Source organism: Streptomyces sp. 1114.5, from assembly GCF_003635085.1.
Taxonomy (GTDB): domain Bacteria; phylum Actinomycetota; class Actinomycetes; order Streptomycetales; family Streptomycetaceae; genus Kitasatospora.
Genome location: NZ_RBXE01000001.1, coordinates 478,483 through 495,679 on the forward strand (window position 1 = coordinate 478,483; position 17,197 = coordinate 495,679).

Consider the following 17,197-nt stretch of genomic DNA (forward strand, 5'->3'; position numbering starts at 1 on the left):
GTCGGACGAACGATCAGCTCGGCCCGGCAGGTTCCCCGCGCAGGAAGCGGGCGACGTCGGCGAGGGTGAGCTTGGGGTCGGTCCAGGAGCACACCTCCAGCCAGGAGAGCCGGCCCTCGTCGGCGAACAGCAGGACCTCGCCGTCGGAGCCGATGGCCGCCTCGGCCACCACCTCCGAGCGCGCGCCGTCCGCCACCCCGGCGAACAGGGCCGTGCTGCAGCCGCAGCGGCAGCGGGACTCCACCCGCAGGTGCGGGACCTGGGCGCGCAGGGGGTGGCCCTCCGGGAGGAGGACGTCGAGGGTACGGGCGATGTCATCGGGCAGCTGAGTCATGAGCGGCGCAATCGTGTGGTGAGGGCGGACAGTTCGTCGATGCGGAGGAGCCGGGCGAGGAGCAGGTAGCAGGCCGCCAGCACGGCGCCGGCGGGGAGCAGGCCGTAGCGGGCGGTCCACCAGGCGGCGCCCGCGGCCGGCAGGGCGGCGGCGAGCGGCCTGGCGTGGACGGCCAGGACGCGCAGTGGGCCGAGTCGGCGGCGCAGCAGCAGTCCGGCGGTCGTGCAGCTGAGCAGGAAGGAGGCGCCGTAGCAGCCGGCCATCCCGGTGACGGCCCAGCGCAGCGGCAGCAGCCGGTGGCAGAGCAGGGCGCCGAGCGCGGTGGCGGCGACGGGCAGCAGGTTGAGCAGGAAGGGCGTCCGGCTGTCGCCGAGCGCGTAGAAGGCGCGGGTCAGGGCGTACGAGGCCGAGTAGAGGACGAGGCCGGGCGCGAAGGCGGTCAGCATGCCGGCGATCGCCCGGACGTCGGCGGGGTCGGTCCGGCCGTGGCCGAAGGCGAGGTCGCACAGCTGCGGCGCGAGGACGGCGAGCGCGCAGGCCGCCGGGACGGTGGCCACCCCGACGGTGCGGACGGTCCGGGTCAGCAGCGAGCGGACGGCGCGCGGGCTGTCGGCCGCCGCGCTCAGCGCGGGGACGACGGCGGTGACCACGGACACCGTGACCACGCCGTGCGGCACGATCCACAGCAGGTACGCGCTGCTGTACGCGGTGTACCCGACACCTGGCAGCCCCGCCGCCGCGGCCTGCTCGCCGGCGAGCGTGGACAGCCGGGTCACCACCCAGTAGCTCACCTGGTCGCTCAGCACCAGCAGCAGCGTCCACCCGGCGGCCCGCAGGGGTTCGCCGAGCCCGGCCTGCCGCCAGTCCCAGCGCGGCCGCAGCCGCACCCCGGCCGCCCGCAGGCAGGGCAGCAGCACCAGGCTCTGCGCGACGACACCGGCCGTCGTTCCGGCCCCGAGGACGGTCAGGTCCGCGGCGGACAGCGCCGGTCGGCCGACGTAGCCGCCGAACACCCCGATCACGACCAGGTTGTTGAGCACCGGCGCCCACGCCATCGGCGCGAACCTCCGCCGGGCGTTGAGGAGTTGGCCCAGTACCGTGAACAGGCCGTAGAAGAACACCTGCGGCAAGCACAGGTACGCCAGCAGCACGGTGTGCTCCAACTGCGCGCCCCCGTACGAGGTGTAGGCCCGGACGACGAGCGGCGCGGCCGGCACCACCAACGCCGTCAGCGCCAGCAGGGCGGCGACCAGCACCGTCACCAGCCGGTCGAGGTGCGCCGCGCCACCGTCCGCCGACTCCTTCGCGGCGCGCACCAGGTGGGGCACCAGCGCGGTGTTCAGCGCGCCGCCGATCAGCAGCACGAACAGGATGTTGGGCACGGTGTTGGCCACGGTGTAGCCGTCCGCGAGCACCCCCGAGCCGAGGACGGCCACGAGGACCGCCGAGCGGACGAAGCCGGTGGCCCGCGAGACGACCGTGCCCGCCGCCATCACCAGGCCGGGCGGGGCGGGCCGCCGCGGCCTCCGGTGCCGGGCGGCCGCGCCGGGAGAGGCCGACGGAACGGGAGGGACGGGCCGCACCGGCACCGGCCGCACTTCCTGGAGAACGGTCATCCGCCAGCTCCTCCCGCTCCGGGCGCCGGCCCGAACAGGCCGGCGAGATCGGCGAGAGCATGCGTCAGCACCCCTGAAGCGAGGCTGAGAAAGCTGAAGCCCGTTTAAGGAACGGATCCGGCCCCGGTGGCATGCTGATCCGCATGGAGATTCTGGTGGTGGAGGACGACGCCCAGGTCGCCGCGGCCGTACGGCGCGGCCTGGACGCCGAGGGCTACACCGTCGACCTCGCCCCGGACGGCCTGACCGGCCTGCGGCTGGCCCGCCGGCACGCCTACCAGGCGATCGTGCTCGACATCATGCTGCCCGGCCTGAACGGCTACAAGGTGTGCGAGGCGCTGCGCGCCGACGGCGTGACCACCCCGATCCTGATGCTGACCGCCAAGGACGGCGAGTACGACGAGGCCGAGGGCCTGGACACGGGCGCCGACGACTACCTCACCAAGCCGTTCTCCTACCTGGTCTTCCTGGCCCGCCTGCGCGCCCTGATCCGCCGCAGCCAGACGCCGGGCCCGCTGCTGCGGGTGGGCGACCTCTGGCTGGACCCGGCGGCCCGCCGCTGCGGCCGGGGCAGCGCCGAAGTCACACTCACCGAACGCGAGTTCGCCGTCCTGCGCTGCCTGGCCGAGCACCCCGGCGAGGTGCTGTCCAAGCGCCGGATCGTCGACGAGGTGTGGGACATCGCCTTCGACGGCGAGGAGTCCATCGTCGAGGTGTACGTGAGCATGCTGCGCCGCAAGGTGGACACCCCGTTCGGCGTCCGCTCGATCACCACCGTGCGCGGCGCCGGCTACCGGCTGGAGGCCGGGTCGTGCTGAGCCGCCTCTCCACCCGGCTGCGCACCTCGCTGGCGGCCGGCCTGGCCGCACTGCTGTTGCTCGGCGGCGGCGCCTGGTGGCTGCGCGGCCACCTCTACGACGCGCAGCTGGCGGCCGCCGAGTCCGAAGCGAGGACGCAGGCCCGGGAGATCAGCACCGGCTACAAGTTCGGTCAACAGCTCGCGGACAAAGGGCAGTTGCCGTACCTGGTACTGGGCAGCGACGGCCAGGTGGTGATCATGAGCGGTCCGCTGACCACCCAGCACCTGGCCGGGCCGCTGCCGCCCGCCGTACCGAACCTGGCGCCGGACGACTGGCAGTCGGTGCAGCGGATCACCGTCGGCCCCGCGGGGGGCGCCGCCGCCAACCGCTACTCGGGCCGCACCTTCACCGCGATGGGCAGCTGGAGCCCGCTGCTGCGCAAGGACGGCTACCAGGTGAAGCCGCAGGTCGGCCCGTTCACGGTGTACGTGCTGGCCACCCCGTTCGCCGCCGAGGCCTCGCTGCGCACCATCGACCCGGTGCTGCAGGCGGGCGTACCGGCCGCCGCGCTGCTGGTCGCACTGATGTCCTGGCTGGCGACCAGCCGGGCGCTGCGCCCGGTGGAGGCGATCCGCGCCGAGCTCGCCGAGATCGGCGAGCACCGGCTGGACCGTCGCGTCCCGGTGCCGCCCTCCGGCGACGAGATCACCCGGATGGCGCGGACCACCAACGCCACGCTGGACCGCCTGGAGCGCTCGGCCGCCCAGCAGCAGCGCTTCGTCGCGGACGCCTCGCACGAGCTGCGCAGCCCGATCGCGGCACTGCGCACCAACCTGGAGGTCTCGCTGGCCCACCCCGAGCGCACCGACTGGCCGGCCGCCACCCAGGAGGCACTCACCTCGGTCGAGCGGCTGCAACAGCTCACCGAGGACCTGCTGTTCCTGGCCAGGGGCACCCGTCCGGAGACGGCCGGCCGGCCCGCCACCGTCGACCTGTCCACCGTCCTGCGCGAACTCGCCGACCAGTACCGCCCGGCCTTCGGCCCCAGGCTCGCCCTGCGGGTGGACGCGCCCGACGAGGTGCTGGTGCGCGGCAGCCGGATCCGGCTGCACCGCCTGGTGCGCAACCTGCTGGACAACGCCCGGCGGCACGCGGCCACCGAGGTCGCGATGTCCGTACGGCAGACCGCGCGCGGCTGCGTCCTGGAGGTCCGGGACGACGGCCCGGGCGTGCCGCCGGAGGACCGCGAGCGGATCTTCGAGCCGTTCACCCGGCTCGACGAGGCCCGCAGCCGGGACGCGGGCGGCAGCGGCCTGGGCCTGGCCATCGCGGCCGACGTCGCCACCCGGCACGGCGGCACCCTGCGGGTCGCCCACGCGCCGCGCGGCGCCCGCTTCGTGCTGGAACTCCCGTCCGCCTGAAGCCCCGCAGGCGGGGGTCTGAAGACAGGCCCCCGGACAGGCCCTAACCCGCCGTCGAGGGCTCGGACGGCGCCGACACCGTCCGCAACGGCACCGAGGCCCGCAGCCGGAAGCCCTTCCCGCGCTCCCCCGGCCCGGTCTCCAGCCGCCCGCCGACCAGCGCCAGCCGCTCCTCCAGCCCGGAGAGCCCGTTCCCCGGCTGGGACTTGCCCGGCCCGCGCCCGTTGTCGGCGATCTCCAGGACGGCGTAGCGCTCGCCGCCCGACTCCCAGCTCTCGTCCGCCGTGACCGTGCAGACCGTGGCGCCCTCGCCGTGCCGGACGATGTTGGTGACGGCCTCGCGCAGCGCCCAGGCCAGCGCGCCCGCCTCCTCGTTGGCCAGCCCCGGCCAGCGGTCCACCAGCTCGGGCGCGGCCTCCAGCCGGACCTGGGCGGCGGCCAGCGCCGTACGGGCGGCGGCGAGTTCGACCGGCAGGGTGGGCCGGCGGAAGCCGGTCACCGCCTCCCGGACGTCGATCAGCGACTGCCGGGCGACCTGCTCGATGTCGGCGACCTGGGCCCGCGCCGCCTCGTCCTTGCCGGCGTCCATGAACCGCCCGGCCAGCTCGCTCTTCAGGGTGATCAGCGACAGCGAGTGCCCGAGCAGGTCGTGCAGGTCGCGGGCGAGCCGCAGCCGTTCCTCGGAGGCGGCCAGGTGCGCGACGGCGGCCCGGGCCTCGCGCAGTTCCTTCATGGTGGCGACCAGCCGCTGCAGGCCGGTCATCGCGACGCCGGAGAGGAAGGCGCTGAGCGCGAAGGTGGTGATGTTGTCGTTGCCGGCGCCGATGCCCAGCCCGACCGCCGCGGTGAGCACGGCCAGGGCGAGCAGGGCCCGCAGCGCGTACTGCGCCGGGATGATGATCGCCAGGCACACCGAGGCGTAGATGAACAGCGTCAGGAACGCGCCGCCGAGCACCACCGAGGCGGCGGTCGCCAGCCCGATCATCGTCGCCACGATCGCCACGCAGGCGCGCGGCCGCATCCCCGCCTGCGAGCGGAAGATCACCAGCAGGACGTAGGCGGCCACGAACCCGGCCAGGCAGCACCACCCGAACACGTTCCCGGCCGTGCTGTGGTTCCCGCTCAGCAGGTCGCCCGCCGGGTAGGCCAGGTAGAGCATCCACAGCAGCATCCAGGCGACCTTGACCAGCATCTGCCGCCGGGTCTCCACCGGGGCGCCGGGGACGTTCATGAACGACGCACGCGCCACACCCACCTCCGGATGCTCGTCGGGGCGGTGGGTCTGACGCGCGTCGCTCATGTGGATCATCATGCCTGGCGGGTGTCGCGGCGGTACAGGGCCGCCGCGGCGACGACGAACACCGCGAGGAAGCCGGCCAGACCGGCGACCGCGACGAGGTCCAGGGAGTTCCCGGGCCGGGTGAAGGTGGCCAGGTGGTTGTACAGGTACACCGGGTTGAACCGGGCGAACTTCTCCAGCGTGCCGGTCACCGGGAACCAGGTGCCGCCGAACAGCGACATCAGCATGTACGTGATCATCACGATGGTCTGCACCGAGTCCGGCGCCGCCGCGTACCCGAGCGCCACGCCGAGCGCCGCGAACACGAAGCTGCCCAGCCACAGCGCCACCGCCAGCCCGGCCCACTGCGCCGCGGTGAGCGAGACGCCCTGGCTCGCGCCGACCGCGAAGACCACCAGGATCGACGGCAGGGTGGTGACCGCGCTCGCCGCGATCTTGCCGACGGTGTACGCCCGGCCGGGCAGTGCGGTCAGCCGCAGCTGGCGCACCCAGCCGCTCTTGCGCTCCAACGAGATCCGCTGCGCACTGCCGGTGAGCACCGCGCCGACGGCTCCGAAGGTGGCCATCGAGACCATGAAGTAGGTCTTCACCGGCAGTCCGCCGGCCAGCTTGGTGGTGCCGTAGGCGTGGATGAAGAAGAAGTACATCAGCGCCGGGTAGGCGATGGTGAAGAGCAGGTAGCGCCGGTTACGGAGGGTCCGCAGGATCTCCAGCCTGATCAGGGTGGTCATCGCGCACTCTCCATGGCTGCCTCGTACTGGTCCAGTTCGCCGGTGATGGTCAGGAAGGCCTGCTCCAGGCCCACGCCGGTGACCTCCAGCCCGCGCGGGTACAGGCCCGCCCGGTAGAGCCCGGCCACGCTCGCGTCGGAGTCCGCGGTCCGGATCCGCACCGTCCGCACCCCGGGGACCCGGGCGGTGACGTCCAGCGACTGCACGCCCGGCAGGGCGCGCAGCACGCTCTCCGCGAACTGCCCGTCCGCGTCGTGGAGTTCGAAGGCGATCCGGCGGGCGCCGGCCCGCGCCTTGATCTCGGCGGAGCTGCCATCGGCGATCAGCCGGCCCCGGTGCAGGACCAGGACACGGTCGGCGATCGAGTCGGCCTCCTCCAGGTAGTGGGTGGCGAACAGCACCGTGCGCCCGGCGTCGGCCTGCGCCCGCATGCTCGCCCAGAACGCCTGCCGGACGCTGACGTCCATGCCGGTGGTGGGTTCGTCCAGCACGATCAGGTCGTTGTCGCCGGCGATCGCCAGCGCGAAGCGGACCCTCTGCTCCTGGCCCCCGGACAGCTTGTCGACCCGGCGCTCCGCCAGTTCCGTGATCCCCGCGTCGGCCAGCACCCCCGTGACCGACCGCCCGCGCGGATGCACGTCGCAGGCGAGCTGGACCAGCTCGCGCACCTTGACGTCGGACATCAGCCCGCCGCTCTGCAGCATCGCCCCGACCCGGCCGGCCGCGATCGCCGCCCGCGGGGTGCCGCCGAACAGCGTCACGCTGCCCCGGTCGGGCTCCCGCAGGCCGAGCAGCAGGTCCAGGCTGGTGGACTTGCCGGCGCCGTTCGGGCCGAGCAGGGCGACGGTCTCGCCCGGCCGCAGCACGAGGTCCAGTCCGTCCACGGCGTGTACCCGCCCGTAGCTCTTGCCCACGCCGCGGAAGGCGGCCACCTCGGTGTCCATCGCCCGGCTCCTCTTCCCTGATGGTGTCACGCTCGTGATGTCACGGTCGGTGCTGTTCGCACCACCTCAGAGTCCCGCGCGGGCCGGGCCCGGCGGCAGTGTCCGCCGTCGTGCCTTCGGTATGACGGATGTCATGCCGGCGGCCGGTACCCCGGTCAGGGGGCACCGGCCGCGAAGGGGCCGGTCAGGGGCGGCCTGCCGCCCCCGGCTCGCTCACAGTCCCAGCGAGCGCTTCACGAAGTCGACCTGGACCAGCAGCAGGTTCTCCGCGACCTCCTCCTGCGGCGTGATGTGGGTGACGCCGGACAGCGGCAGCACGGTGTGCGGGCGCCCGGCGGCGAGCAGCGCCGAGGAGAGCCGCAGGGTGTGCGCGGCCAGCACGTTGTCGTCGGCCAGCCCGTGGATGATCATCAGCGGGCGCTCCAGCCCGGCCGCGTACCCGCCCAGCGAGTTGGCGGCGTACACCTCGGGCCGCTCGGCCGGGTCGCCCAGGTAGCGCTCGGTGTAGTGGGTGTCGTACAGGGCCCAGTCGGTCACCGGCGCGCCGGCGACGGCCGCGTGGAAGACGTCCGGGCGGCGCAGCACGGCCAGCGCGGCGAGGTAGCCGCCGTACGACCAGCCGCGGATCGCCACCCGGCCGAGGTCCAGCGGGAACTCCTCGGCGAGCGCCTGCAGCGCGTCCGCCTGGTCGTCCAGGGTGGCCCCGGCGAAGTCGAAGGCGATCGACTTCTCCCAGGCCGGCCCGCGCCCGGGGGTGCCGCGCCCGTCGGCGACGACCACCGCGAAGCCCTGGTCGGCGAACCACTGCGAGTTGAGGTGCGGGTTGTGCGCCTGGACGACGCGCTGGCCGTGCGGGCCGCCGTACGGGTCCATCAGGACGGGCAGCAGGCCGTCGCGCTCGCGGTCGTAGCCGGTGGGCAGGAAGACGGCGGTCGGGATGCGGCGCTCGCCGGCGAAGCGGAAGACCGGGCGGGCGGTGATGACCGGGGTCTCGGCGTACGAGGCGATGGTGGCGACGTCGTCGACGACCACGCCCTCCGGCAGGTCCCGGGCGACCTGGACGAGGGCGCCGGGCAGGTCGGGCTCGGCGGTGGCGCGCACGGTGATCCCGCCGCCGTGCACCGCGCTGGTGACGGAGGTGAACGGCCGCCCGTTGGAGGACTCCCAGCCGAGCCGCTTGCCGTCGTGGCTGATCCGGCCGACGGCGATCCAGCCGGGCTCCGGGTCGGTCTCGGCCTCACCGCCGGAGGCGGTGAAGAACACCTCGTCCGCGGTGACCGCGACGACCGACCGCAGGTGCAGGTCGGCCCCGGTGACGACCCGGTCGCCGACCACCAGCGCGCGCACCCCGCCCTCGTCAGAGATCCGCACCAGCTTGCCGTCCGGGGTCCACGCCGGGACGCCCGGGAACAGCTCCAGCCAGGTGCCGTCCTTCTCCTCGTGCAGCACCTCGGTGGCGCCGGTGGCCACGTCCAGGCCGAGGATCCGCTGGCTGCGCTGGTCGCGGGACTGCACCTGCAGCAGCGGCACGCTGCCCTCCGACCAGTGCACCCGGCCGAGGTACGGGAAGGCCGTACGGTCCCAGACCACCTCGGTGCGCCCGCCGTCCAGGTCGAGCACCCAGAGCCCGACCTCGGCGTTGGCGGTGCCGGCCGCCGGGTAGGCGATCTCGGCGGGCTCGCGGTCCGGGTTGGCCGGGTCGGCGATCCACCAGCGGCCCACCGGGCTGTCGTCGGCCCGCTCGACCAGCAGCCGGTCGCCCGCCGGGGACCACCAGAAGCCGCGGGCGCGGTCCATCTCCTCCTGGGCGATGAACTCGGCCTGCCCCCAGGTGACGTTCGGGCCGTCCGGCTCGGCGAGCACCTTGTCGCCACTGCCGTCGGTCCGGGTCAGCCGCAGCTCTCCGGCGGTGTTGGCGTAGGCGACGTACCCGCCGTCCGGCGACATCCGCGGGTCCAACAGCGGCCCCTGGGCGGGCAGTTCGGCGGTGGAGCCGGTGACCAGGTCGGCCGTGAACAGCCGGCCGGACAGCGCGAAGGCGGCCCGCGCGCCGGCCGCGTCCAGGGAGTAGCCGACGATGCCGGCCGAGCCCTCGCGGCTGCGCTCGCGGCGGGCCTTCTCGGCCGGCGACAGGTCCTCCTCGCCGCCGCCGAGCAGCGCGGCCGGGTCGGCGGCGATCCGCTCCTCGCCGGTGGCGGTGTCCAGGCTCCAGAGCAGGTTGGCCCGGTCGCTGCCCGAGCGCGAGCGGAGGAAGACGACCCGCGAGCCGTCCGGTGCGACGGAGAACGAACGGGGGGCGCCGACGGTGTAGCGCAGGGTCCGCGCGTACTGCCGGGGGAAGGTGTCCGCAGGGGTGTGGGAGGTCATGGCACCAGACCCTACGACGCCGAACTGCCGCTACCGGGAGGCTGGTGATCACTCGTTCGGAGCATCGTCGCCAAGTACGCCCCAAAGAGGTCCAAACCGCCTCCGACCGGCCCATGCGCCCCGCGAGTGCCGCGACGCCCCGGCACGCCGGGGCTCACCGAAGGTAATGCGTCCCTTACCCATCGGGTATGACTTGTCAGGCGAGTGATCGTCGCCCCGTCCCGGGCCCCGACCGCCCGCAGCCTCAGTCCCGCACCGTCCCACCGCCGCCCCTCCCCAGGGGGTGGCGCGCCCGAGAAGGGGTGTGAGCCGACATGGCCATGAACGTCTCCGCAGTCGTGCTGATGCTGGTCATCGTGGTGGTGCTGATCCGCCGCTCCGGCCTGAAGCTGGCGCACGCGATCGTCTGCGCACTGCTCGGCTTCTACCTGGCCTCCAGCTCGATCGCCCCGTCGATCAGCCAGGTCACCAGCAACCTCGCCGGAATGATCAATGGCCTGAAGCTCTGACCCCGAGCGACCAGACCCGTACCGCCCGGTCGTTAGGCTTCCTCCCATGACCGCGACTACCGGCCGCCGACTCCTCCTCGTGCACGCGCACCCCGACGACGAGTCGATCGGCAACGGCGCCACCATGGCCCGGTACGCCGCCGAGGGCGCCCGGGTCACGCTGGTGACCTGCACCCTCGGCGAGGGCGGCGAGGTGATCCCCCCGGAGCTGGCCCACCTGACGGCCGATCGGGACGACACCCTCGGCGCGTACCGCATCGGCGAGCTGACCGAGGCGATGCACGCCCTCGGCGTCACCGACGTCCGCTTCCTCGGCGGCCCCGGGCGCTACCGCGACTCCGGGATGATGGGCGTGCCCGAGAACGACGCGCCCGGCTGCTTCTGGCAGGCGGACGTGGACGAGGCGGCCGGCCACCTGGTCGCGGTGATCCGCGAGGTGCGGCCGCAGGTGCTGGTCACGTACGACGAGAACGGCGGCTACGGGCACCCGGACCACATCCAGGCCCACCGGGTCGCGATGCGCGCGTACGACCTGGCCGCCGATCCGGCGCACCGCCCGGAGGCGGGCCCGGCCTGGCGGATCGCCAAGGTGTACTGGAACCGGATGCCCCGCTCGGTGATCGAGGCCGGGCTCGCCGAGACCGCCGCCGCGGCCCGCTTCCCGGGCGTCGCGCAGCCGTCCGACGTCCCCGGCGTGGTCGCCGACGAGGTGGTCACCACGGCGCTGGACGGCGCCGCGTACGCCGGGGCCAAGGCCGCCGCGATGGCCGCGCACGCCACCCAGATCACCGTGGACGGCGCCTTCTTCGCGCTCTCCAACGACCTCGGCCAGCCGCTGCTCGCCACCGAGTACTACCAGTTGGTGCGCGGCCAGGCCGGGCCGGGCGAGCCGGAGGACGACCTGTTCGCGGGCCTCGACCCCACCGCCCCCGTCGAGGCGGAACTCGACGACGCCACCGCGAGCGCCGGGGAGGGCGTCCGATGAGCAAGCCCGCCGCCCCGCCGCCGCGCCGCTCGATCCCGGCGGCCGTCCTCGGCACCCGCGAGGAGCGGCTGGCCGAGCCCCAACCCCCGCGCGCCGCCCGGATCGCGGCCTATGTCCTGTTCTGCCTGCTGGGTTTCGCGGTGTCGGTCTGCGGATCCTTTGTGCAGGCCCTGTGGCCGCCCGTGGGAGTCCTGCTGGCGCTCGCCGCGACCGCCGCCACCTTCTACGCCGGGCTGCGGGTCACCGGCACCCGGCTCGGCGCGGCCGCCCCGGTGGCCGGCTGGTTCGTGGCGATGCTGCTGATGATCGTGCCCCGACCCGAGGGCGACAACGTGCTGTGGTCCAACGCGACCTCGCTGGCCTGGCTGTTCGCCGGCTCGGTCCTCGGCGTGATCTGCGCCACCCTGCCCACCCGCACCAGCTGGTTCCCCGGGGTACCCGGCCCTCCGCGCTGACCCCGGCCGCGCACGCCGTACGGCACCGCGTACGACGCGCAGTCAGGAACACACGGCCTTACTCTCATACCGGAGGAACCGGACGTATCAGGATCTGTCCGAAGCCGTTCACCGCTCAGTTCTTCCCAGTATGGTGGTCCCGCAGAACGCCGTACCCGACCGCCGCCCGCCCCAGCCGGGCCCGGCGCCCACGAACCGCGGTCGCGCCGCACGGCCCGCCCGCGAACCCGGAGCAGAGCAGCATTGAGCAGCCGCGAATCTGACAACGCCCACCCGACGCCCCGGCGCACGGGCCCGGACGCCTACCCGTCGGGCACCCCGCCCTACGGCACACCGGGGCTGCCCGGCGGCGACCGGGCCGCGGCCGGCGCCGGCCAGGGTGCCGCGTCGGGCGGCGAGGACGACGGCCCGAAGACCGAGACCACCCTGACCACCCGGGTCCGGATCAACATCCCCGGCTCGCGCCCGATCCCGCCGGTCGTCGTCCGCAGCACCGTCAAGAACGAGGACGCCCCGGCCGAGGAGGCCCAGGCCGCCGCCGAGCAGGGCGGGCCGCGGCACCGCTCCGCGCCGGCCTCGCCGGTCCTCGGCGTGATGGAGGGCGGCGACCGCTCGGCCACCCCGCCGAACCTGCCGCCGGAGTGGGAGATCCCGGCGATCCCGGCGGCGACCTCCGAGTCCGAGTCCACCGGCGCCTGGTTCCGGCCGCGGCAGAAGAAGGCCCAGCCCACCGAGCCCGCCCCCGCCGCCGTGCCGTCCGGCGCCCCGAGCGCACCGGAGGGCCCGGCCGCGTCCGGCACCGCCGCCGCGCCCCGGCCGCAGGCTGCCCGTCAGGGCGCGAGCGGCGCCGCCCGTACCGACGGCGCGCCCAACGGCCGTCCGGTGCCCGCGCAGGGCAAGTCGCCGAACCGGACCGCCCCGACGCCCGCCGAGCCGCGCCGCGCCGACGCCCCGGCCGAGGAACCGGGCGTCTACGAGGCCGCCGCCCCGTTCGCGCCCGCCGCCGACCCCTTCGCCCCGGTCGCCGACCCGTTCGCCCCGACCCCCGGCCCCGACGCCGGCACCCGCGGCCCGCGCGGCGGCCGCCCCCAGCAGAGCCGGCAGCTGCCGAACCGCCCGCGGCCGAACGGCGCCCGGCCCAACGGCTCCCCGCAGGGCGGCCCGCAGCAGGGCGGCCCGCAGAACGGCTTCCAGCCGAACGGCCCGCGCCCGCAGGGCGGCCCGGGCCCCGAGCCCGGCCCGGAGGACACCTCGGTCGACGGCTTCAAGCCGATCCGCGAGGACGCCCCGCCGCCCGCCGGGATATCCGGCCCTCCGCGCAACGGCGCCCCGAACGGTGCCGACGGCCGTCAGCAGCCGGGCCTGTTCACCTCGGCCCCGACCGGCGCCGACCCGTTCGCCACCCAGCGCCCGGCCGGCCCCGGCCAGGACGGCCCGGCCGGCCCGGCGGGACCCGGCGCGCTCTTCCCGGGCGCGCCCGGCACCGCCCCGCAGCCCGGCCGCCCCCCGCAGCCCGGCCGCGACCCGGAGGCCACCGAGGTCACCCCGCTGCCCGCCCCGGGCACCGGGCCCCGGCCCGAGCCCGCCCACGGCGGTCCGTCCGCCGCCTCGCCCGTACCCGCCCCGGCGCCCGCCAAGGCCGAGCCCGCGCCCGCGCCCGCCAAGGGCAAGGGCAAGGCCAAGCGCGGCGGCGGCAAGAAGCTGGTCAAGCTGGGCGTCTACGGCATCGGCGCCGTGCTGTTCCTCGGCGCCGCCGCGTACGGCACCGGCCTGATGCTCAACCAGTCCGACGTCCCCAAGGGCACCGTGGTGCTCGGCACCGACATCGGCGGCAACAGCCGTGACCAGGCGATCCACACCCTGGACGAGTCGGTCGGCAAGGCCGGCCAGCAGCCGCTCAAGCTGAAGATCGGCGACCAGACCGTGGACCTCGACCCGACCGTGGCCGGGCTGGGCTTCGACACCACCGGCACCGTGGACGGCCTGGCCCAGCACAGCTACAACCCGGTCGACGTGTTCAAGTCGCTCAAGGGCGGCAGCAAGGCCGTCGCGCCGGACGTCAAGGTCGACCGGGCCAAGCTCAAGGCCGCCCTGGACACGCTGGCCGCCGGCTCCGGCCAGGGCCTGCAGGAGGGTTACGTCAGGTTCGGCGACCCCAACGGCGAGCCGATCGTCGTCCCCGGCCGGGCCGGCCAGGCGGTGGACTCGGCGAGCGCCCTGGACGTGATCGAGCAGGCCTACCGCGACCGCGCGGCCGGCAAGCCCGACCAGCCGATCGCCCTCGCCGTCACGGCCGCCCAGCCGAAGGTCTCCACCCAGGCCCTCCAGGCCGCCGCCGACAGCCTCGGCAAGCAGGTGGCCGCCGGCAAGGTGCACGTCGTGGCCGGCACCAAGTCCTGGGACTTCGGCCCGAAGACCGCCGCCAAGGTGCTCACGCTCGTCCCGGACGCCTCCGGCAAGATCGTGCCCAAGTGGGACCTCGACGCGCTCGCCTCCCAGCTGGGCAACGTGTTCGACAAGGTGAAGGTCAAGAAGAACGGCCAGCTCGTCCCGATCGCTCCGCAGGACGTCGCGGACGGCATCACCTCCGTCCTCGACAAGACCGGCGACAAGGACCGCACCTTCAAGTTCACGGTCTGACGCACCGGAGCCCCCGTCATCGGGGGCCCTCGTCACGGGGGCGGGTCCGCATCCGGGCCCGCCCCTCGACAACTGCCCTGCCGGTCAGCAAGATGTGACGCCACACCTTCCGCCACATCCACCTCGGGGAGCACGTCGATGGGCCGCCGCCTCCAGCACCACGGGACGGCCCTGCTCGCCGGCCTCACCGCGCTCACCCTCTCGCTGGCGCTCTGCTCCTGCGCAGCCGGCCAGGGCGGCGGCAGCGACGCACTGCCGTCCGCGCCCGCGTCGCCCAAGCTCACCTCGATCGACATCAACCCCCACGACCGCGCCCAGCTGCGCCAGGGCGGCACCCTCAATCTGGCGATCACCCAGTTCTCCCGCCAGTGGTCGCCGATCCACACCGACGGCAGCGAGTCCTCGACCATCGCCGTCACCAAGCCGCTGCTGCCGACCTTCTTCCGCTCGGACGCGGCCGGCACCCAGACCGTCAACCCCGCCTACCTACAGGAGGCCCACTCCGAGCTCAGGGACGGCCGGCAGGTGGTCACCTGGACGCTCAACCCGAAGGCCCACTGGTCCGACGGCACCCCGATCACCTGGCGCGACATCGAGGCCAACTGGCGCGCCCTGAACGGCAAGGACCCGGCCTACAAGCCTTCCAGCAGCACCGGCTTCGAGCTGGTCTCGGCGGTCGAGCGCGGCAAGGACGACTTCCAGGCCGTGATGACCTTCGACCGGCCGTTCTCCGAGTGGCAGTCGATGTTCAACGGCGCCGGCAACGCCCCGCTGCTGCCGGCCTCCCGGATCTCCACCCCGGAGCTGTTCAACTCCTCCTACCTGGACGCGATCCCGGTCACCGCAGGCCCGTTCAAGGTCGAACAGCTGGACCGTGCCGCACAGACCGTCACCCTGGTCGCCGACCCCGCCTGGTGGGGCGACAAGCCCGTGCTGGACAGGATCGTCTTCCACGCGATGCTCCCCGACGCGATGCCCGCCGCCTTCGCCAAGGGACAGCTCGACCTCGTCAACAACGGCCCCGACGTGGCCGGTTACCAGACCATCCGGAACGTCAAGGGCGCCGTCGTGCGCCGCGCCGGCGGCCCGGACTTCCGGCAGCTCACCCTGAACGCCCGCACCCCCGCGTTGAGCGACGCGACCGTACGCCAGGCCGTCTTCCAGGCCATCAACCGGGACGCCCTCATCCGCGCCGACCTCAACGGCCTGGACTGGCCCGTCGTCCCGCTCAACAACCACCTGCTGGTCACCAACCAGAACGGCTACCGCGACAACTCCCTGGGCCTGGCCCGCTACGACCCCGCCGAGGCCGCCCGCAAGCTGGACGCGGCCGGCTGGAAGACGGACGGCGGCGACGTACGGAAGAAGGACGGCCGCGAGCTGAACCTGCGGATGATCATCCCGGCCGGCGTCACCCAGGCCCAGAACGAGGCCGCCGACACCACCCGGATGCTCAAGGACGTCGGGATCAAGGTCACCACGGCGAGCGCCCCCGCCAACGAGTTCTTCGACAAGTACGTCAACCGCGGCGACTTCGACCTCACCGCCTACTCGCTGATCGGCACCCCCTTCCCGGCCAGCGGCAGCCGCGCCAACTTCGTCCAGAACGGCGGCACCAACCACGTCGGCGCGGGCAGCCCGGCGGCCGACGCCGCACTCGACCGGGCCGCCGCCGCGACCGACGCGGCCACCGTCTCCGAGGCGGTCAACCAGGCCGACGGCGAGCTCTGGAAGGTGGCCGGCGTCCTGCCGCTCTACCAGCGCCCGCAGCTTTACGGCGCCCGCGCCGACCTCGCCAACATCGGCGCGCAGGGCCTGTCCGACATCGTCTGGGAGAACGTCGGCTTCGTGAAGTAGGCCGCCGGCCCGGCTCAGCCGTGCAGCGTCTCGCGCCAGTAGTGGCAGGCACTGCGCCGGCCCGCCAGCTCCTCCCCGTGCTCCCCCGTCACCGGGACCAGCGGTGGGAGTTCGGCACGGCAGCGGTCCTGCGCCCGGTCGCAGCGGGGGTTGAAGGCGCAGCCCTCCGGGATCCGCAGCAGGCTCGGCGGCAGGCCCTGGATGGCGTGCAGGTTCCGGCCCTTCTGGTCCAGCCGCGGGATGGAGTCCAGCAAGCCCCTGGTGTACGGGTGCGCGGGCCGCGCGTACAGCTCGTGCACGGGCGCGGTCTCCACGATCCGGCCCGCGTACATCACCGCGATCCTGTCGGCGACGTCCGCGACCACGCCCAGGTCGTGGGTGATCAGGATGAGGCCCATGTTGAACTCGGACTGCAGGTCGGCCAGCAGGTCCATCACCTGGGCCTGCACCGTCACGTCCAGCGCGGTGGTCGGCTCGTCCGCGATGATCAGGTCCGGCTCCAGCGCCAATGCCATCGCGATCATGATGCGCTGACGCATGCCGCCCGAGAACTGGTGCGGGTAGTCGTGCACCCGCCGCCGGGCGGCCGGGATGCGCACCCGGTCCATCAGCTCGACGGCCTTCTCCTTCGCCTCCGCGCGGGAGACGCCGTGGTGCACCCGGAACATCTCGCCCAGCTGGAAGCCGACGCTGAGCACCGGGTTGAGCGCGGACAGCGCGTCCTGGAAGATCATCGCGATCCGCCGGCCCCGGACGGCCCGCCGGGCGCCGGCGCCCATGGTCAGCAGGTCCTCGCCGCGGAACAGGATCCGCCCCGAGGTGATCCGCCCCGGCGGCATGTCCAGGATGCCCATGATCGCCTGCGCCGTCACCGACTTGCCCGACCCCGACTCCCCCAGCACCGCCAACGTCTCGCCGGCCGACACCGCGTAGCTCACCCCGTTGACGGCCTTGGCGACGCCGTCCCGGGTATGGAACTCCACGTGCAGATCCTCGACCTCCAGCAACGGGGCCCCGGGCGCCAGGCTCCCCCGTCCGCCGCCGATCACCTCCACCGCGTCCATGTGAGCAGCCCTCCTCATCGCAGCAGCGACCACCGATAGGCGCAGAGCAACTATCAAGGACCGGGCCGCACTTGGCGAGCCTGCGGCAGATCTCTTTTCCATCACGGGCCCGACGGGCCGACCGAACGCCGAGGGCGCGTCCACCGGACAGTGGACGCGCCCTCGAAGCGGAAC

Annotated in this window: 14 protein-coding genes; 7 read left to right on the plus strand and 7 right to left on the minus strand. The window is 74.1% G+C overall.

The window, feature by feature from the left end:
- Positions 1-13: 13 nt before the first annotated feature.
- Together BX285_RS02030 and murJ are read right to left on the minus strand one after the other, a co-directional pair.
- The gene (locus BX285_RS02030) at positions 14-334 is read right to left on the minus strand and encodes a hypothetical protein (protein ID WP_097236385.1); all 321 of its coding nucleotides are present in this window, start codon (positions 332-334) and stop codon (positions 14-16) included.
- Positions 331-1,950: a murein biosynthesis integral membrane protein MurJ gene (gene murJ / locus BX285_RS02035; protein WP_121174306.1), complete on the minus strand. Its 1,620-nt coding sequence runs from the start codon at positions 1,948-1,950 to the stop codon at positions 331-333. The genes BX285_RS02030 and murJ overlap by 4 nt, the downstream gene beginning before the upstream one ends.
- Positions 1,951-2,093: 143 nt before the next feature.
- Between murJ and BX285_RS02040 the strand changes: the two genes are divergently transcribed.
- Positions 2,094-2,768: a response regulator transcription factor gene (locus BX285_RS02040; protein WP_121177171.1), complete on the plus strand. Its 675-nt coding sequence runs from the start codon at positions 2,094-2,096 to the stop codon at positions 2,766-2,768.
- Positions 2,762-4,171, plus strand: a complete 1,410-nt coding sequence (locus BX285_RS02045) for a HAMP domain-containing sensor histidine kinase (protein WP_121174307.1) — start codon at positions 2,762-2,764, stop codon at positions 4,169-4,171. The genes BX285_RS02040 and BX285_RS02045 overlap by 7 nt, the downstream gene beginning before the upstream one ends.
- Positions 4,172-4,214: 43 nt before the next feature.
- On the opposite strand, the gene BX285_RS02050 is transcribed toward BX285_RS02045, so the two are convergent.
- The 4 genes from BX285_RS02050 to BX285_RS02065 all read right to left on the minus strand — a co-directional run bounded on the left by BX285_RS02050 (position 4,215) and on the right by BX285_RS02065 (position 9,513).
- Positions 4,215-5,471, minus strand: a complete 1,257-nt coding sequence (locus BX285_RS02050) for a sensor histidine kinase (RefSeq protein WP_183106981.1) — start codon at positions 5,469-5,471, stop codon at positions 4,215-4,217.
- Between the two features lie 8 nt (positions 5,472-5,479).
- Positions 5,480-6,202, minus strand: a complete 723-nt coding sequence (locus BX285_RS02055; protein WP_097236389.1) for an ABC transporter permease — start codon at positions 6,200-6,202, stop codon at positions 5,480-5,482.
- Positions 6,199-7,146, minus strand: coding sequence for an ABC transporter ATP-binding protein (locus BX285_RS02060; RefSeq protein WP_121174309.1), 948 nt, complete (start codon positions 7,144-7,146; stop codon positions 6,199-6,201). Before BX285_RS02060 ends, BX285_RS02055 begins: the two co-directional genes overlap by 4 nt.
- Before the next feature lie 213 nt (positions 7,147-7,359).
- On the minus strand, positions 7,360-9,513 hold the full coding sequence (locus BX285_RS02065; RefSeq protein ID WP_121174310.1) for a prolyl oligopeptidase family serine peptidase: 2,154 nt from the start codon (positions 9,511-9,513) through the stop codon (positions 7,360-7,362).
- 314 nt (positions 9,514-9,827) lie between these two features.
- On the opposite strand from BX285_RS02065, the gene BX285_RS02070 reads away from it, so the two are divergent.
- The 5 genes from BX285_RS02070 to BX285_RS02095 all read left to right on the plus strand — a co-directional run bounded on the left by BX285_RS02070 (position 9,828) and on the right by BX285_RS02095 (position 15,959).
- Positions 9,828-10,022, plus strand: coding sequence for a DUF2304 family protein (locus BX285_RS02070; protein ID WP_097236392.1), 195 nt, complete (start codon positions 9,828-9,830; stop codon positions 10,020-10,022).
- Between the two features lie 46 nt (positions 10,023-10,068).
- Positions 10,069-11,007, plus strand: a complete 939-nt coding sequence (gene mshB, locus BX285_RS02075) for an N-acetyl-1-D-myo-inositol-2-amino-2-deoxy-alpha-D-glucopyranoside deacetylase (RefSeq protein ID WP_121174311.1) — start codon at positions 10,069-10,071, stop codon at positions 11,005-11,007.
- Positions 11,004-11,462: a DUF6113 family protein gene (locus BX285_RS02080; RefSeq protein ID WP_220783894.1), complete on the plus strand. Its 459-nt coding sequence runs from the start codon at positions 11,004-11,006 to the stop codon at positions 11,460-11,462. Before mshB ends, BX285_RS02080 begins: the two co-directional genes overlap by 4 nt.
- Before the next feature lie 243 nt (positions 11,463-11,705).
- Positions 11,706-14,102, plus strand: a complete 2,397-nt coding sequence (locus BX285_RS39085) for a hypothetical protein (RefSeq protein ID WP_183106982.1) — start codon at positions 11,706-11,708, stop codon at positions 14,100-14,102.
- 138 nt (positions 14,103-14,240) lie between these two features.
- The gene (locus BX285_RS02095; RefSeq protein WP_097236396.1) at positions 14,241-15,959 is read left to right on the plus strand and encodes an ABC transporter family substrate-binding protein; all 1,719 of its coding nucleotides are present in this window, start codon (positions 14,241-14,243) and stop codon (positions 15,957-15,959) included.
- 14 nt (positions 15,960-15,973) lie between these two features.
- Here the strand turns inward: BX285_RS02095 and BX285_RS02100 are convergent, their stop codons facing one another.
- Entirely contained in the window at positions 15,974-17,023 is a 1,050-nt protein-coding gene (locus BX285_RS02100; RefSeq protein ID WP_121174314.1) for an ABC transporter ATP-binding protein, read from the minus strand.
- Positions 17,024-17,197 lie beyond the last annotated feature (174 nt).